15 protein-coding genes are annotated in these 15999 nt (G+C 70.3%); 7 read left to right on the top strand and 8 right to left on the bottom strand.

What is annotated here, in order from left to right:
• Positions 1-61: 61 nt before the first annotated feature.
• Genes RAMLITH_RS26275 through RAMLITH_RS20150 form a run of 5 tightly spaced genes read right to left on the bottom strand, consistent with a single transcriptional unit; the run spans position 62 to position 6261 of the window.
• Positions 62-2077, bottom strand: a complete 2016-nt coding sequence (locus tag RAMLITH_RS26275; RefSeq protein WP_168109246.1) for an acetyl/propionyl/methylcrotonyl-CoA carboxylase subunit alpha — start codon at positions 2075-2077, stop codon at positions 62-64.
• The gene (locus tag RAMLITH_RS20135; RefSeq protein ID WP_168109247.1) at positions 2078-2716 is read right to left on the bottom strand and encodes a DUF4126 family protein; all 639 of its coding nucleotides are present in this window, start codon (positions 2714-2716) and stop codon (positions 2078-2080) included. It lies immediately after the preceding gene.
• A gap of 1 nt (position 2717) precedes the next feature.
• The gene (locus tag RAMLITH_RS20140; RefSeq protein ID WP_168109248.1) at positions 2718-3503 is read right to left on the bottom strand and encodes an enoyl-CoA hydratase/isomerase family protein; all 786 of its coding nucleotides are present in this window, start codon (positions 3501-3503) and stop codon (positions 2718-2720) included.
• A 12-nt stretch (positions 3504-3515) separates the two neighbouring features.
• On the bottom strand, positions 3516-4649 hold the full coding sequence (locus RAMLITH_RS20145; protein ID WP_168109249.1) for an acyl-CoA dehydrogenase family protein: 1134 nt from the start codon (positions 4647-4649) through the stop codon (positions 3516-3518).
• Positions 4650-4653: 4 nt separating this feature from the next.
• Positions 4654-6261, bottom strand: a complete 1608-nt coding sequence (locus RAMLITH_RS20150) for a carboxyl transferase domain-containing protein (protein WP_168109250.1) — start codon at positions 6259-6261, stop codon at positions 4654-4656.
• A 130-nt stretch (positions 6262-6391) separates the two neighbouring features.
• Between RAMLITH_RS20150 and RAMLITH_RS20155 the strand changes: the two genes are divergently transcribed.
• Positions 6392-7423, top strand: a complete 1032-nt coding sequence (locus tag RAMLITH_RS20155) for an AraC family transcriptional regulator (RefSeq protein ID WP_238344298.1) — start codon at positions 6392-6394, stop codon at positions 7421-7423.
• A gap of 12 nt (positions 7424-7435) precedes the next feature.
• Here RAMLITH_RS20155 and RAMLITH_RS20160 read toward each other — a convergent pair whose 3' ends face one another.
• Positions 7436-7975, bottom strand: coding sequence for a hypothetical protein (locus RAMLITH_RS20160; protein ID WP_168109251.1), 540 nt, complete (start codon positions 7973-7975; stop codon positions 7436-7438).
• Positions 7976-8196: 221 nt separating this feature from the next.
• Here RAMLITH_RS20160 and RAMLITH_RS20165 point away from each other — a divergent pair, with 221 nt between their 5' ends.
• The 3 genes from RAMLITH_RS20165 (at position 8197) to RAMLITH_RS20175 (ending at position 10685) form a co-directional block, all read left to right on the top strand.
• Complete coding sequence (locus RAMLITH_RS20165) at positions 8197-9621, top strand: hypothetical protein (RefSeq protein ID WP_168109252.1); 1425 nt, start codon at positions 8197-8199, stop codon at positions 9619-9621.
• Positions 9622-9713: 92 nt separating this feature from the next.
• Positions 9714-10379 carry a GAF domain-containing protein gene (locus RAMLITH_RS20170; protein WP_181017799.1) on the top strand — a complete coding sequence of 222 codons (666 nt, stop codon included), beginning with the start codon at positions 9714-9716 and terminating at the stop codon, positions 10377-10379.
• A 33-nt stretch (positions 10380-10412) separates the two neighbouring features.
• Positions 10413-10685, top strand: coding sequence for a hypothetical protein (locus RAMLITH_RS20175; protein WP_168109253.1), 273 nt, complete (start codon positions 10413-10415; stop codon positions 10683-10685).
• Between the two features lie 17 nt (positions 10686-10702).
• Here the strand turns inward: RAMLITH_RS20175 and RAMLITH_RS20180 are convergent, their stop codons facing one another.
• Positions 10703-10918, bottom strand: a complete 216-nt coding sequence (locus RAMLITH_RS20180) for a DUF3606 domain-containing protein (protein WP_168109254.1) — start codon at positions 10916-10918, stop codon at positions 10703-10705.
• 186 nt (positions 10919-11104) lie between these two features.
• Between RAMLITH_RS20180 and RAMLITH_RS20185 the strand changes: the two genes are divergently transcribed.
• From RAMLITH_RS20185 to RAMLITH_RS20195, 3 genes are all read left to right on the top strand, one after another.
• Positions 11105-12271, top strand: a complete 1167-nt coding sequence (locus RAMLITH_RS20185) for an acyl-CoA dehydrogenase family protein (protein ID WP_168109255.1) — start codon at positions 11105-11107, stop codon at positions 12269-12271.
• 3 nt (positions 12272-12274) lie between these two features.
• Positions 12275-14749: a PAS domain-containing sensor histidine kinase gene (locus tag RAMLITH_RS20190; RefSeq protein ID WP_181017800.1), complete on the top strand. Its 2475-nt coding sequence runs from the start codon at positions 12275-12277 to the stop codon at positions 14747-14749.
• 162 nt (positions 14750-14911) lie between these two features.
• Positions 14912-15211 (top strand): hypothetical protein, encoded by a 300-nt coding sequence (locus tag RAMLITH_RS20195; RefSeq protein WP_168109256.1) that lies wholly within the window; start codon positions 14912-14914, stop codon positions 15209-15211.
• A gap of 33 nt (positions 15212-15244) precedes the next feature.
• Here RAMLITH_RS20195 and RAMLITH_RS20200 read toward each other — a convergent pair whose 3' ends face one another.
• Complete coding sequence (locus RAMLITH_RS20200; protein ID WP_168109257.1) at positions 15245-15907, bottom strand: HAD family hydrolase; 663 nt, start codon at positions 15905-15907, stop codon at positions 15245-15247.
• Positions 15908-15999: the final 92 nt, after the last annotated feature.

The following is a 15999-nucleotide window of genomic DNA, read 5'->3' on the forward strand; positions in this document are numbered from 1 at the left end:
CGCCGCTGCGCCGAAGCCTTCGATTATTGGCGACCGGCGGCGCCCTTCGCAGGCGGCCCGGTCAGTTGCCCGACGCGGCCTCGGTCTTCGCCGTGATCGTCAGCAGCTCGGCGCCCTCGTCCACCTGGTCGCCCGGCGCGTACAGCAGTTCCGCCACCACGCCGTCGCCGGGCGCGGCGATGGTGTGCTCCATCTTCATCGCTTCCATGATGGCGAGCACCTGGCCTTCGCGCACCTCGTCGCCCGGTCTCACGTTGAACGACAGCACCTTCCCCGGCATCGGCGCGGTGAGGCGTCCGCCCTCCGAATGCGTTTCGCCGGCATGCGCCAGCAGGTCCACGTTGACGATCTGGGTCGCGCCGCGCTCGCTGAACACATGGTCGGTCTCGCCGTCGGCGTACACGGTGGCCAGCAATCGCTGGCCCGCGAAGTGGACCTCGATGCGGTCCCCGCGCGCCGCGAACGACAGCGCGCCGCTGACGTTGCCGATCGTCAACGTGAGCGCGCCGTCGTGCAGGTACGTGAGTTCGGCCTTCGCCCGCTCGCCGCGGAAGTCGAACTCGAAGCGCCGCACCCGCGCGCCGTGCGAGTTCCAGCCGTCGCGGCGACTGAACGGGTCGGCGCCGGCCGCCGCGCGCTCCTGCAGCAGCGCCTGGGCGATCGCCACGGCGCCGGCCAGCGCCAGCCCCAGCGGCTCCTGCCGGAAGAGGTTGTCCTGCTCGCGCACGATCAGCGCCGTGTCCAGGTCGGCCTGCGCGAAGGACCGGCTGCGCACCACCTGGCGCAGGAACTGCACGTTGTTGCCCAGGCCGACGATGTGCACCTGCGCCAGCGCCTGGTCCAGCCGTGCCAGCGCCTGCTCGCGCGTGTCGCCGTGCACGATCAGCTTGGCGATCATCGGGTCGTAGAACGGGGAGATGACGTCGCCCTCGCGCACGCCGTCGTCGATGCGCACGGCTGCCGGCTCGAAGCTCGCGGCCGGCGGATTGCGGTAGACCAGCAAGGTGCCGGTGGCCGGCAGGAAGTTGTTGTCCGGCGTCTCGGCGCTGATCCGCGCCTCGATCGCGTGGCCCTGGATGCGCAACTGCTCCTGCTTCAGCGGCAGCGGCTCGCCGGCGGCGACGCGCAATTGCCACTCGACCAGGTCCAGCCCGGTGATCGCCTCGGTCACCGGATGCTCCACCTGCAGCCGCGTGTTCATCTCCATGAAGAAAAACTCCATGGCCCCGCCCTCGCGCTGCTCGACGATGAACTCCACCGTGCCGGCGCCGACATAGCCCACCGCCTTCGCGGCGGCGACGGCCGCCTCGCCCATGCGCTGGCGCAGCGCCGGCGTCATGCCTGGCGCCGGCGCTTCCTCCAGCACTTTCTGGTGTCGCCGCTGCACCGAGCAGTCGCGTTCGAACAACCACACGCAGTTGCCCTGCGTGTCGCCGAACACCTGGATCTCGATGTGGCGCGGCCGCTGGACGTATTTCTCCACCAGCACCGCGTCGTCGCCGAAGCTGCTGGCGGCCTCGCGCTGGCACGAGGCCAGCGCCGCCTGGAAGTCCTCCGGCTTGTCGACCGCCCGCATGCCCTTGCCGCCGCCGCCGGCGCTGGCCTTGATCAGCACCGGATAGCCGATGCGCGCCGCCTCGCGCTCCAGCAGCGCCGGGTCCTGGTCCGCGCCGTGGTAGCCGGGCACCAGCGGCACGCCGGCCTTTTCCATCAACTGCTTGGACTCGGCCTTCAGCCCCATCGCGAGGATCGCGGAGGCGGGCGGCCCGATGAATACCAGCCCGGCCTCGGCACAGGCCCGCGCGAACTCGTCGTTCTCGCTGAGGAAGCCGTAGCCCGGATGAATCGCCTCCGCCCCGGTGGCACGAGCCGCTTCGATGATGCGATCCCAGCGCAGGTAACTGTCCCTGGGTGCGCTGCCGCCGATGTGCACGGCTTCGTCGCAGGCCGCCACGTGCTTGGCGCCCGCGTCGGCGTCGGAATACACGGCGACGGTGCGGATGGCCATGCGGCGGGCGGTGGCAGCTACCCGGCAGGCAATCTCACCTCTATTGGCAATCAGGATCTTCTTGAACATTCAGCTTCCTTGGGTCGGACGGCGGCCGTCGAAAAAGCCGCGCAGGCGCAGCGCGACGGCGCGCAGGAACTTCACCAGCACGATCATCAGCACCACGGCAATGACCAGCGTCACGGCCAGCGCGATCCAGAAGATCACCGGATGCGTGGCCGAGAGCCACAGCATGAAGACGACGAAGCCGTCCTCGAACAGCGACACGGCGACGTTGCTGAACGGCTCCGGCGAGGTGTTCACGGCGGCGCGGGTGGTGAGCTTGGCCGTGTGGCTGGTGGCGGCCAGGCCGCCTCCCAGCAAGGCAGCGATCCAGCCCATGGCGGCGCTGTCGGCGCCCAGCGCGCCCGCCGCCAGCGCGGCGCCGGCCGGAATGCGGATCACCGTGTGCACGGTGTCCCACATGGTGTCGAGGAAGGGGATCTTGTCGGCGAAGAACTCGACGAAGCACATCGAGCCGCTCACGCCCAGCACCGCCGGATGCTGCAGCACCTGCAGGCCGGGCGGCAGGTCGGCGAAGCCCATGAAGCCGGCCAACCCCACCAGGAACACCGCCGCGTACAGCCGGATGCCGCTGGCCCAGCCCAGTGCGGCGGCCAGCGCCAGCAGCTGCGGCGCGTCCAGCAAGTGGGTCAGCGACTCCGCCACGTCAGTCCGCCGGCAGCCAGCCGGGCCGGCGCTTGTCGAGGAAGGACTGGATGCCTTCGCGGCCCTCGGGGCTGACGCGGATGTCCGCGATCGAGCGCACCGTGGAGGCGATCAGGTCGGGGGTGATGTCGCGCTCCGCGACCTCGTGCACCAGTCGCTTGCACAGGCTCACCGCCTGCGGCCCGGCCTGGACGAGGTTGCGCACGAGCGCGCCGACGGCCTGGTCGAGGTCGGGCGCCCGCACCACCTGGTGCACGAACCCGATGCGCAGCGCTTCGGCGGCGCCGAAGCGCTCGGCGGTCAGGAAATAGCGATGGGCCGCACGGGCACCCATCGCGCGGACGACGTACGGGCTGATGGTGGCGGGGATCAGTCCCAGCTTGACCTCGCTCAGGCAGTACTGCGCGCTGTCCACGGACACGGCGACGTCGCAGGCTGCCACCAGCCCCATGCCGCCAGCGTAGACGTCGCCCTGCACCCGGGCGATGGTCGGCTTGGGACAGCGGTAGATGACCCGCAGCATCTCGGCCAGCGCCGCCGCATCGGAGAAGTTCTCGCGGTGCGTGTAGCCCGCCATGCGCCGCATCCAGTTGAGGTCGGCGCCGGCGCAGAACGCCGGGCCGTTGCCGGCCAGCACGATGCATCGCACGTCTTCGCGGCTGCCGAGCTCCTGGAAGGCCTTCGTCAGTTCGTAGATGACTTCGTCGTTGAAGGCGTTCCGTACCTCGGGCCGGTTCAAGGTGACCGTCGCCTGCCAATCTGCGCAGCGGATCTCGATGTTTGCCATGGGTGACTCCTTTCAGTAGCGCTTGGCGACTTCTTCCAGCATCACTTCCGTCGCGCCGCCGCCGATGGCCAGGATGCGGGCGTCGCGCCAGAGCCGCTCGATCGCCGTCTCGCGGATGTAGCCCATGCCGCCGTGGAACTGCTGGCAGGTCTGCACCACTTCGTTGACCAGCTCGCCGGTCAGCGCCTTGAGCATGGACACGTCCTGCACGATGTCATGGCCCTGGGCGACCCGCCAGGCACAGTGATAGAGGAACTGCCGCGCCGCCCGCGTCTTCGCGTCCAGCATGGACAGGCGCTGGCGGATCGTCTGCTGCTCCCACAGCGGCCCGCCGAAGGCCTGCCGCTGCCGCACGTAGTCGAGCGTGAGCTTCAGGGCCTGCTGGCAGTGGCCGACCGCCATCGCCCCCAGGGCGATGCGCTCGGTCTGGAAGTTCTTCATCACGGCGTAGAAGCCCTTGCCTTCCTCGCCGAGGAGGTTGGCCGCGGGGATGCGCACTCCGTCGAACACCAGTTCGGCGGTGTCGGACGACAGCCAGCCGGTCTTCTTCAGCGCCCGTCCGACGGAAAAGCCCGGCGTGCCCTTCTCCACGATGAACATCGACATGTCGCGCTTGCCGGGGCCGGTCTTCGCGGCGACGAAGTACAGGTCGGCATGGACGCCGTTCGTGATGAACATCTTGGTGCCGTTCAGCACCCACTCGTCGCCCTCGCGCCGCGCCGTGGTCCGGATGCCCGCCACGTCCGAGCCGGCGCCCGGCTCGGTGATCGCCACCGCGGTGATCAGCTCGCCGGCGATCACCCGGCGCAGGTAGCGGTCCTTCTGCTGCGCACTGCCGGCGTGGTGCAGGTGCGGGCTGGCCATGTCGGTGTGCACCAGCACCGTGATGACGAAGCCGGCGAAGGTCGATTGCGACAGCGCCTCGGCAAAGACGAGGTTGGTCAGCGCGTCCGCCCCGGCGCCGCCGTACTCGCTCTCGTACAGCAGCCCGAACAGGCCGGCGGCGCCCATGCGACGCAGCACGTCGCGCGGCACGAAACCCTGCTCCTCCCAGTCGGCGCCATGCGGCTCCACCTCGCGGGCGAGGAAGCGCGCCACCTGTTCGCGCAGGGCCTCGTGTTCGGGCGTGGTGTAGATGGAGTCCACGGCGCTACATCCGGAACACGCCGAACTTCGGTTCGCCGATGGGCGCATTGAGCGTGGCCGACAGGCCCAGGGCCAGGACGCGGCGCGTGTCGGCCGGGTCGATCACGCCGTCGTCCCACAGCCGCGCCGTCGCGTAATAGGGATGCCCTTGCACCTCGTACTGGTCGCGGATCGGCTTGCGGAACGCCTCTTCTTCCTGGGCGCTCCAGCTGCCGCCGCGCGACTCGATGCCGTCGCGTTTCACGGTCGCGAGCACGCTCGCGGCCTGCTCGCCGCCCATCACGCTGATGCGGGCGTTGGGCCACATCCACAGGAAGCGCGGCGAGTAGGCGCGACCGCACATGCCATAGTTGCCCGCGCCGTAGCTGCCGCCGATGATCAGGGTGAACTTGGGCACCTGGGCGGTGGCCACCGCGGTCACCATCTTCGCGCCGTGCCGCGCGATGCCCTCGTTCTCGTACTTGCGCCCGACCATGAAGCCGGTGATGTTCTGCAGGAAGATCAGCGGCACCTTGCGCTGGCAGCACAGCTCGATGAAATGCGCGCCCTTCTGCGCGCTTTCCGAGAACAGGATGCCGTTGTTGGCGACGATGCCCACCGGCATGCCTTCGATGTGCGCGAACCCGCAGACCAGCGTCGTGCCGTAGCGCTGCTTGAACTCGTGGAATTCGGATACGTCGACGATGCGGGCGATGAGCTCGCGCACGTCGTAGGGCTTGCGCACGTCGGCCGGCACGATGCCGTACAGCTCCTGGGGGTCGTACTTCGGCGGGCGCGGCTCGCGCAGCTGCTGCTCGAAGCGCTTTCCGCGGTTGAGCGTCGCGACCGCCTGCCGCGCCAGCGCCAGCGCATGCAGGTCGTTCTGCGCCAGGTGGTCGGCGACGCCGGACAGGCGCGTGTGCACGTCGCCGCCGCCGAGGTCCTCCGCCGACACGATCTCGCCGATCGCCGCCTTCACCAGTGGCGGCCCGCCCAGGAAGATGGTGCCCTGGTTCTTCACGATGATGGTCTCGTCGCTCATCGCCGGCATGTAGGCGCCGCCGGCGGTGCAGGAGCCCATCACCACGGCGATCTGGGCGATGCCCTGCGCGCTGAGGTTCGCCTGGTTGTAGAAGATGCGGCCGAAGTGCTCCCGGTCCGGGAACACGTCGTCCTGGTTCGGGAGGTTGGCGCCGCCGGAGTCGACGAGGTAGATGCACGGCAGGCGGTTCTGCCAGGCGATCTCCTGCGCCCGCAGGTGCTTCTTCACCGTGATCGGGAAGTAGGTGCCGCCCTTCACCGTGGCGTCGTTGCAGACGATCATGCAGTCGACGCCGCTCACCCGTCCGATGCCGGCGATGATGCCGCCGCACGGCGCGCCGCCGTCGTACATGCCGTGGCCGGCCATCGGTGCCAGTTCGAGGAACGGGCTGCCAGGGTCCAGCAGCATCTGCACCCGCTGTCGCGGCGGCAGCTTGCCGCGCGCCTCGTGCTTGGCCCGGGCGATCTCGCCGCCGCCCTCCGCCGCCTTGGCGACCTGCACCCGCAGGTCCTCCACCAGCGCGCGCATCGCGGCGGCGTTGGCCTGGAAGTCGGCCGAACGGGGATTGAGTTGCGATTCGAGAACGGGCATGGGGCTCCTCTTTCCGACGCCGCCGCCTGGCGGCCCTACCTTACGCCAGACGGCGAGCTTAGGTCCTCCGACCCGGATGCAGCGTGCCAGCGAGGTTGCAAATCCTGCCACGATTGGGCAGACTCGGTGAATGCCCCCGTCCCCGGCCCCCGCCCGTCCCGAGGGTGCCGCCGCGGCCACGCCGATGGCTTTCGCCCTGGCAATCGTCGCGGCGTACCGGCGTTGCGGGCGGGATCCGGCGCGGGCGCTGGCGCTGGCACAGATCGCGCCAGAGCACCTGAAGCAGGCCGATGGCCGGATCACGGCCGCCCAGATGGAGGCGCTGTCCGGCGCGGCGATGCAGGAACTGGACGACGAGGCGCTGGGCGCCTTCTCGCGGCGCCTGCCCTGGGGCAGCTACGGCATGGTCGCGCGCGCCGCGCTGAGTTCGCCGGACCTGGGGGTGGCGCTCAAACGCTGGTGCCGCTACCACGGCCTGCTGGCGGACGACATCGCACTGGACCTGGCGGTGTCCGGAAGCTTCGCGGCCATCACGATCGAGGAGCGGCGCGACCTGGGCCCCGCCCGCGAGTTCTGCCTGGTGCACGTGCTGCGCAACATCCACGGCCTGGCCTGCTGGTACGTCGACTCGCGCATTCCGCTGGCGGAGGCGTCCTTTCCGTTCGCCGCGCCGGGTCACGCCGGCGCCTATCCGCTGATGTTCCCGGGCCCGGTGCGTTTCGGGGCGCGGCAGGCGGCGATCCGCTTCGACGCCCGCTACCTCGCGCTGCCGTTGCGCCGCGACGAGAAGGCGCTGCGCCAGATGCTGCAACGGGCGGTGCCGCTGATGGTGCTGCAGTACCGCCGCGACCGGCTGCTGGTGCAGCAGGTGCGCCAGGCGCTGGCCGCGCATCCGCAGCGCACCCATGGCGCCGAAGGGCTGGCGTCGCTGCTGCACGTTTCCGTTCGCACGTTGCACCGCCAGCTGAGGGAGGCCGGCGCCAGCCTGCAGGCGCTCAAGGACGACGTGCGCCGCGAGCGTGCGCAGGACCTGCTCTGGCGCAGCGGAATGCCGGTCAAGCAGGTGGCCGAAGCGGTCGGTTTTCGCAGCGAGAAGAGCTTCATCCGTGCATTCCGGCAATGGACGGGGCAGTCGCCGGCGGCGTTCCGGCGCGGCGTCTAGAAGTCTGGGCTCTTAGGACCGACGGCGGCCCTTTGCCTCGTCCTCCTCTTGCTTGACCTCCCGGTCTTCCTCCTTGACCTCGCGCATCGCCTCGGGCTCGAGTTCCTCGGCCGCGCGGTTGTACTTGACGAACACGCCCCAGGCGGCGAGCACGGCGGCGGTCGACAGCAGGAGCGCCGCCGCATAGAGCAGGTGCACGAGGTCTTCGTGGACCGCCTTGAAGGTGGCCACCAGCCCCTCGATCACGAGCGCCACGACGACAACGACGAGGAACCGCGACAGGAAGCGCCGCACCCGCGTGGGGCCGCTGATGTAAGTGCCGCGCAGCACCTCTTCCTCGGCGACCGTCTGCGAGATCTGCAGGGCGACCACGGCCGCAGCGAGCAGTCCGACGGCCTCGATGATCTGCTGCGCCGCCGTCGCATCCACGTTGGCCGTCACGGCGTCCCAGCCGATGCGCGCGGCGATGGCGATCAGCACCAGCGCGGCGGCCGCAAAGAGGGCAGCGATCAACGCGTGGATCGCGCCGTAGACGCTCAGCAAGGTTTTCATCGGTGCATGGTGACACAGCGGCGGGCGGCGCGGTGGCCGCAGCCGCCTTGATACGAATCCGCTGCTCGAGCGACGCCCGTCCGTGAAATGAAACACGCGTAACGCAGCTCGAACCTCGGCCGTGGTGTAACGCCACGGTTGAGGGCCTTGCGAACTCTGACGGTTGTAAGGCGCCTTCTCAAGCTCAGAATGCGCGCCTTGTCGAACAGGAAGGTAAGAAGTTGACCGACACCAAGACAGCGCGTGCGCTGACCCTCGCCTTGTGCAGCGCCAGCCTGCTGACCGCCTGCGGCGGCGGCGGTGGCGACCTCGCGAACGCCGTCGACGGCGCGGTGAAGACGATCGCCGAGGCTGCCTCGGCGCAGGCCGGCTCGACCGCAGCGGCACCGGGCGCATCCGATGGCGCGGGCGCAAGCGGTGCAGCCACGCCCGAGGAGTCCTCCATGCGCGGCTTCGAGAACACGACGGAAGCGGCCGCCTCGTCCACGGCTGCCGAGGACGACGGACGCCGGCCGTTCTGGCCGAGCTGGGGCCCGCGGCCGGGGACCGTGGCGACGCCGGTGCCCGTCGGCACGGGTCCCGCGCCGGCTCCCGCCCCCGCGGTGTCGGGCGCGGTCCCCACGCTGGGCGATTGCCAGCTCTTCCCGGCGAACGCCATCTTCAACACGCGCATCGACGACGTGGCGCGCTTTCCCGCGCACGCGAGCAGCAGCCAGTGGATCGACGTCGCCGGGCGCCACCTGCCGTTCGGCGCCGACTGGGGCTTCCACGAGAACCAGGGCAATTACGGCGACTACTACGGGATGCCGATCAACGTCATCGACCGCACCGAGAGCGACTGGCCGGTGGTGTCGTTCGACTTCTCCACGTCCGGCACGTACTGGGAGCGCGGCTGGCCCTACAAGAGCGACTGCGCGGTGCCGGACGGCGACGGCTACTCGCTGCGGCGCGACTGCACGTCGGCGCCCGCGAACCAGCAGCGCTTCCCGTTCCCGCACGACTGGAAGATCGTCAACGAGGATGGCCAGTGCAACGATCCCAACACCTGCGGCGACCGCCACGTGCTGGTGGTCGAGAAGGGCGCGTGCCGCCTGTGGGAGAGCTTCTTCGCCTACAAGCTGGGCGGCCAGTGGTACTCGCTGGCAACCGCGGCCTGGGACCTCCGGTCGAACGAGCTGCGGCCCCGCGACTGGGCCTCGGCCGACGCCGCCGGCCTGCCGATGGCGCCGTTGCTGGTGAAGGTGGACGAAGCCGACGCCGGGGAGATCCGGCATGCGCTGCGTGTCAACTTCCGCGACGCGGCGATCGACACCAGCTACCTCTGGCCCGCCCGCTTCGGCGCCGGCGGCGCCAACCCCGGCGCGATGCCTTTCGGCGCGCTGCTGCGGCTCAAGCAGGATTTCGTCATCCCCGACTGGTGGACCACCCAGGCCAAGGCGATCGCGACGGCGGCCAAGCGCTACGGCATGTACGTCGCCGACAACGGCGGCGACTTCCACGTGCAGGGCGAGCCGAGCGTGAAGTGGCAGTTGCAGACTTCGCTGCAACTCAAGGGCATCACCATGAACGACATGGAGTTCGTCGACCTGAAGTCGGTGACGGGCGACCCGCGCTTTTCGGCGGACTCGATGGCGGCCAGCTGGTAACGGGACGGCGGCACCGTCCGCCGCTGGCATACTCGGCACAAACACCCACGGGGCGCCGGCGCGCCGCCGTCGAGGGCAGTCAGGGAGCCACCTTGCACAGCTGCGGAGGCACCATGTTCCTGGACTACGACCCCGACGACATCGACGTTCGCATTGCCGAACTGCTGGTGGCCACCAGCGAAACCACCGACCCCATGCTGCACCCGAAGGTGCAGGAAGTCCTGCGCATCCTGCGCGAGACGCTGCGCATGGACGTGGCCTTCGTTTCGCAGTTCCGCGATGGGCGCCGCACCTTCAAGGTGGTCGACAACGGGCCGGGCAAGACCCTGGTCGTGGCCGGCCAGTCGGACCCGCTCGAGGAAAGCTGGTGCCAGTACGTCGTGGACGGCCGGATTCCGGAACTGGTGAAGGACGCGGGACCGCTGATCGCCGCCGGCCAAGTGCCGCGGCCGCGCAACCGGATCGGCACCCACGTCAGCACGCCGGTGCTCCTCAAGAACGGCACCGTGTACGGCACGCTGTGCTGCTTCAGCGCGGCGGTGAAGGACGACGCGAGCCTCCTCGACCTGCGCCGCCTGCAGATCACCGCCAAGCTCCTGGCGCAGGACCTGGACGCGACGCCTGCGGCCAGGGAGCTGTCCCTGGAGCCGGCGGCCGATCAGGCGCTCCCGGGCCCGCCGCGCGAGCGCACGGCCGCCTGGGACGGCCCACCCCGAGCGGGGACTTCTCCTACAGCGCGCGGCGGGCACGGACGGTAGATTGGTCCGGATCGAGAACTTCAGGAGAGCGCCATGCCCGATCCGTTCAACAAGGCCAAGATGACCGGCGACACCCATCCTCCGGAGGTCGAATCCGACCTGCCGCTGGAAGAAGGAAGTGCCGAGGCGCGGGGCCTCAGCGGCACCCCGCGAGATCGCGGCCGTGGCATGGAGAGCGGGCGCGAATCGAAGCCTGCGCGGGGCGTGAAGAAGGCAGGTCTCTTGCAGGATGACGATGGCGCGCAGCGGCAGCGCGCGGAGGGCGCTCCGGCCTCGGGGCGCGGTTCGGGCAGCAATCGGACCTGACCGCCCGGGGCAGACGGTCACGCCGCCGAAGGCCGGTCGCCGGCCCCGGGCCGCCGGCCCGCGGTGGCGGCCAGGTGCTCGCGCACGTGGTCGGCGCGATTGCCCACCGCCTGCACGGCTTCCTTGACCCGCTGCTGGCTCGTGTTGAAATGGCGCGCCCAGGCGCACACCTCGTAGTCCCAGGTGATGTCGATGCGCTCCTCGCGGCGCGAGCCGCCCCGGGTCTGTGCCATTGCCGTAGCTCCTGTGCTTCGAAGACGGCCATCGTAGGAAGGTTGGGTCGCGACTCCCTGTAGGAGCGGGGAGCGTCCGCGTGCGGGCGGCGTGCGACGCCGCGTGGCTCGGCCGAACTGCCTCCCGTCCTACACCAACAGCCGGGTTGCTCCTGCACACTGGCGGCCTTGCCACGGCCGCCCAGGATGGAACGGTACTTCTCGCCCCAGCTCGCTTCGCTGCACGACCTCTGCCGTCAGGTGGTGGAGGCGAAAGTCGCGCCCATGGCGGCGCAGGTCGACGCGCAATGTCTCTGGCCGGCGCACTCGATGAAGGCGCTGGCGGAAGCAGGCCTGATGGGACTGCAGGCGCCGGCGAGCGTCGGCGGCCATGGGCAAGGGTTGCTGGCGCTCGCCGCGATGACCGAACTGATAGCGCGTGCCTGTCCGTCATCGGCGCTGTGCTTCGGCATGCACTGCGTCGGCACGGCGGTGATCGCGGCCAAGGCCACGGAGCACCACAGCGAGCGCTACCTGCGCCCGATCGCCGAGGGCCGCCACATCACCACGCTGTCGCTGTCGGAAACCGGGTCGGGCACCCACTTCTACCTGCCGGCGACGCGTCTCGCCGAGCAGGGCGACTGGTTCATCGTGAACGGCGAGAAGCAGTTCGTGACCAACGGCTCGCATGCCGATTCCTACGTCATGTCGGTAGCGGCCTCGGCCCCGCAGGAGGCGGGCGCCGGCGACTTCAGCTGCCTGGTCGTGGACGCCGACACGCCTGGGCTGCAGTGGCAGCCAGCATGGGCCGGCTTCGGCATGCGCGGCAACTCCTCGCGCGGCGTGCGCGTGGACCAGGCGCGCGTGCCGCGCCGCAACCTGCTCGGCGAGCACGGCGACCAGCTGTGGTACGTGTTCGAGGTGATCGCGCCGTTCTTCCTGATGGCCATGGCAGGCACATATCTGGGCATTGCCGCCGCCGCGGTCGAGGCCACCGGGCTGCACCTGCGCACGCGGCGCTACGGGCACAGCGGCGAGGCGCTCGCCGACATCGACACCTTGCAGGCCCGCTATGCGGCCATGTGGATAACCGTGGAGAAGACGCGCGGCCTGGTGCGCGAGGCGGCCGTGCGCGGCGACGGCGGCCACCCGGAGGCGCTACCGTACATCCTCGCCTGCAAGGCGGACGCGGCCGACGCGGCGGTGCAGGTCACCAACGAAGCCATGACCTTGTGCGGCGGCGCCGCGTACCGCGAGAACAGCCGCATTTCGCAGATGCTGCGCGACGCGCGCGCCAGCCATGTCATGGCGCCGACCACCGACCTGCTGAAACTGTGGCTGGGGCGCGCCTTGCTCGGCGCACCGCTGCTGTAGCCCATGGAAAGCGTCCTGGTGGTCACGGGCCGCCATCCGCCGGCGCAGGAAGAGGCGGCGCTGGTCGCCGCCGCGCTGCAGCCGCTGCGCGAGCAGCCGCGCTTCGTGGCGCAGGACGAGATCGAGGCGCGGACAGCGCAGGCGGGGCAGGCGCCGGTGGTGGTGCTGCTGCCGTCGGTGCGGGCGCCGCTGCAGCTGGCACGCAAGCTGAGGCAGGTCGGCCCCGATCGCCACCTCGTCCTGGTGCAGCAGGCCGCGGAGCTCGAAGCCTTCAGGCAGGCGATGGGCGTGGCCCCGATGCTGGGCCGGCACTGGTCGCTGGTGGCCGCGGACGGGGTCGCGCTCGCCGCGACCTTGCGCCAGGCGCTGTCGGCGACGCGGCAGCGCGCGCAGTTGCGGACCACGCTCGCCGGCGCCAACGCCCGCCTGCTGGAAACGCGGCCGGTTTCCAGCACCGAATACCAGCGCCTGGTTGCGTCGGAACACCACCTCTCGAACTTCCTGCGCTATTCGCAGGAGGCCGTCATGGGGCTCGACCAGGACCGTCGTGTGCTGTTCTGGAGCCAGGGCGCGGCCAGCCTGCTCGGCCTGGCCGGCTCGGAAACGCTGGGTCGGCCACTCGAGCAGCTGGGCCCCTGGGCCGCCGGACTCGAGGCCGGACTCGACGAGCTCGATGCCGGCCGGCCGAGCTTCGCCATGGAGCAGGCGGTCATGCTGGACGGCCGCGAAGCGGCCCTGGAAATCGCGCTGTCGCCGACGCGCGACGATGCCGGCATGCGCCTGGGCACCTCGCTCTTGCTGCGCGACGTCACCCGGCGGCGGCAGGCCCAGGACCGGCTGCGCGAAACCAACCTGAGCCTGCAGCAACTGGTGTCCGAACGCACAGAGGAACTGGAGAAAAGCCAGCTGGCCCTGATCCAGGCGCAGAAGCTGGAAGCGATCGGGCGGCTGACGGGCGGCGTGGCCCACGACTTCAACAACGTGCTGCAGATCGTCGGCAGCAACCTGCAACTGCTGCAGGGCCGGCTCGATGCACAGCCCGACGCCCAGCGCCTGCTGCGGGCGGCACTGGACGCCGTCGATCGCGGCGCCAGGCTGTCCTCGCAACTGCTGGCGTTCGCGCGGCGCCAGCCGCTCAATCCGATGCCGCTGAACATCAGCCACCGCGTGCGAGAGATGGACGAGTTGCTGCGGCGCGCACTCGGCGAGGACATCGAGATCGAGACCGTGCTGGCGGCGGGCCTGTGGACGACACTGGTCGATGCGAACCAACTCGAGAACGTGATCCTGAACCTGTCGATCAACGCCCGCGACGCGATGCCCGCGGGCGGCCGGCTGACGATCGAAACCGGCAACGCGGCGCTCGACGAAGGCTATACCGCCGGCGTGCCCGACGTGGCCCCGGGGCAGTACGTGATGCTGGCGATTTCCGACACCGGCCACGGCATGCCCCCGGAAGTCGCGGCGCGGGCCTTCGAGCCATTCTTCACGACCAAGCCGGAGGGCAAGGGCACCGGCCTCGGCCTGAGCATGGCTTATGGATTCGCCAAGCAGAGCGGGGGCCACATCCGCATCTACAGCGAGCCCGGCGCCGGCACCACCATCCGGCTGTACCTGCCACGGTCGCACGAGAAGGAAGTGGTGCCGCCGCGGCCGCTGACCGGGCCGGTCACGGGCGGCAGCGAAACCATCCTGGTGGTGGAGGACGACCTCGCCGTGCAGGCCGCGGTCGTGAACACGCTGCAGACGCTGGGGTACCACGTGCTGCGCGCGAACGACGCGCAGGCCGCGTTGAGCATCCTGCAAAGCGGCGTCCATATCGACCTCCTGTTCACCGACGTGGTGATGCCCGGGCCGCTGCGCAGCCCGGAGCTGGCGCGGCGGGCGCGCCAGACCATCCCCGGCATCGCCGTGCTCTTCACGAGCGGCTACACGCAGAACGCGGTGGTGCACGGCGGCCGCCTCGACCCCGGCGTGGAACTCCTCAGCAAGCCCTACCGGCAGGAAGACCTGGCGCGCAGGATCCGGCACCTCCTGAAGAACCAGCAGCAGGTGAACCTGCTGGCCGAAGCCTTGCGCGAGCGGCGGCCGCACGCGCCGGAGCGGCCTGCCCGGGCGCAGCGGCTGCGCCTGCTGCTGGTGGAAGACCAGCCCGAGGTGCGGGAGACGTCCCGCCAGCTGCTGGAACTGCTCGGTTGCGAGGTGCACGACGTCGCGAGCGCCGAGGCGGCGCTCATCGCCCTGCAGCGTGACCGCTTCGACGCGATGCTGACCGACATCACCCTGCCCGGGCGCAGCGGGCTCGACCTCGCACGAGACGCCGGCGGCCTCCATCCCCGGATGAAGATCGTCATCGCTTCGGGGTACGGTGGCGGGGCCGGCTCGGCCGCCCTGCAAGGCCTGCGGACCTGGAGCCTGCCCAAGCCGTACGGCCTGGCCGAGCTGCAGGCCCTGCTCGACGAACTCAAGCAGTCCTGAGGCGAGCGCCTGCACCGGCGTGGGTGCGGCGGCTGCACCGCATTCCGCCATCGACGGACTGCGCCAGCGCCTCGTCTCCTACAGCACGCCCCGGGTGCGGCCGCCGAAGATGGCCGCCATGGGGTGCGAATCGGTGAGCGCCCATTCATCCGGGAGATTGCAATGAGAGTGGTTCTTCTGTGCGCTGCCCTGGCAGCCGCGCCGGCGATCGCCGGGGATCTGGTGGCCCGCCAAGGCGGCGACAGCGTTCGCCTGGCAGAGGGACCATGCACGGCCGAGCAGGTGCTCAGCCAGCTCGACCCGAAGCTGCAGGAAAAGTACAAGGAAGCGACGGCCACCGTGCAGGGCCGCACTTTCGCCGCCTGCTGGCGGATGACGCCCAACGGGGCGCACCTGCTGTACGAGGACGGCGACCAGGGCCTGGTGCCGACGTCGGACCTCAAGCCCGAACTGACGGCCTGAGCCTGCCCGCCATCGCGCGGGCCGCGCGCGACGTCACCCCAGCAGCTGCGGCAGCTGGAACATGTCGCTGAAGATGTGGACCGCGCCAGCGGCACGCAAGGCGACCGGCGCGTCGTGGCCCGCCTCGGGCGGGCTGTAGCCGAAGACCGTCGCCCCGGCGGCGATGCCGGCGGCCACGCCGGTCACGGTGTCTTCCACCACGGCGCAACGGCCCGGCTCCACGCCGAGGGCCTCCGCGGCTGCCAGGTACACGTCCGGTGCCGGCTTGGAGCGCGGCATTTCGTGGCCGCTGAAGATGCGCCCGTCGAAATAGGGCATCAACCCGCACTTGTCCAGCTGCAGTTCGACCTTGAAGCGGTCCGCCCCGGAGGCGCAGGCGATGCGTCCCCCCAGCCGGTCGTGGACCACGGCGACGGCGGCGACCGCGCCGCGGATCGGCTGCACGCCGTCCATCAAGCCGACGTTGCGACGCTCGCGAAAGCGCACCAGCCAGTCGTCGGTGAGCGGCTGGCCGGTCCGGGCCTCGATCAGCTTGCGTTCGTCCTTCACGGCCTTGCCGATGAACAGGCGCATGCACTCGTCGGCGGTGAGCTTCCAGCCGAGCTCCTCGAGCATGTCGCGCAGCACGCCGTTGGTGATGCGTTCGCTGTCGACGAGCACGCCGTCGCAGTCGAAAAGGACGGCGTCAAAACGCATCGGTCAACTCCTGGCATCGGTCGGCGCTCATTTTGAAAAACCTTTCACGGAGGCGTGGACGGCGTGCCATGCGCCCGGTTGGCGCACGTCCA

It is taken from the genome of Ramlibacter lithotrophicus, assembly GCF_012184415.1.
Lineage (GTDB): Bacteria > Pseudomonadota > Gammaproteobacteria > Burkholderiales > Burkholderiaceae_C > Ramlibacter > Ramlibacter lithotrophicus.

What these genes read in the sequence shown, in the direction of transcription:
- RAMLITH_RS20185 (WP_168109255.1), top strand. Translation starts at nt 11,105, where the DNA reads ATGGAACGGTACTTCTCGCCCCAGCTCGCTTCGCTGCACGACCTCTGC.
- RAMLITH_RS20180 (WP_168109254.1), bottom strand. Translation starts at nt 10,918, where the DNA reads ATGGCACAGACCCGGGGCGGCTCGCGCCGCGAGGAGCGCATCGACATC.
- RAMLITH_RS20190 (WP_181017800.1), top strand. Translation starts at nt 12,275, where the DNA reads ATGGAAAGCGTCCTGGTGGTCACGGGCCGCCATCCGCCGGCGCAGGAA.
- RAMLITH_RS20175 (WP_168109253.1), top strand. Translation starts at nt 10,413, where the DNA reads ATGCCCGATCCGTTCAACAAGGCCAAGATGACCGGCGACACCCATCCT.
- RAMLITH_RS20150 (WP_168109250.1), bottom strand. Translation starts at nt 6,261, where the DNA reads ATGCCCGTTCTCGAATCGCAACTCAATCCCCGTTCGGCCGACTTCCAG.
- RAMLITH_RS20140 (WP_168109248.1), bottom strand. Translation starts at nt 3,503, where the DNA reads ATGGCAAACATCGAGATCCGCTGCGCAGATTGGCAGGCGACGGTCACC.
- RAMLITH_RS20160 (WP_168109251.1), bottom strand. Translation starts at nt 7,975, where the DNA reads ATGAAAACCTTGCTGAGCGTCTACGGCGCGATCCACGCGTTGATCGCT.
- RAMLITH_RS20195 (WP_168109256.1), top strand. Translation starts at nt 14,912, where the DNA reads ATGAGAGTGGTTCTTCTGTGCGCTGCCCTGGCAGCCGCGCCGGCGATC.
- RAMLITH_RS26275 (WP_168109246.1), bottom strand. Translation starts at nt 2,077, where the DNA reads ATGTTCAAGAAGATCCTGATTGCCAATAGAGGTGAGATTGCCTGCCGG.
- RAMLITH_RS20155 (WP_238344298.1), top strand. Translation starts at nt 6,392, where the DNA reads ATGCCCCCGTCCCCGGCCCCCGCCCGTCCCGAGGGTGCCGCCGCGGCC.
- RAMLITH_RS20200 (WP_168109257.1), bottom strand. Translation starts at nt 15,907, where the DNA reads ATGCGTTTTGACGCCGTCCTTTTCGACTGCGACGGCGTGCTCGTCGAC.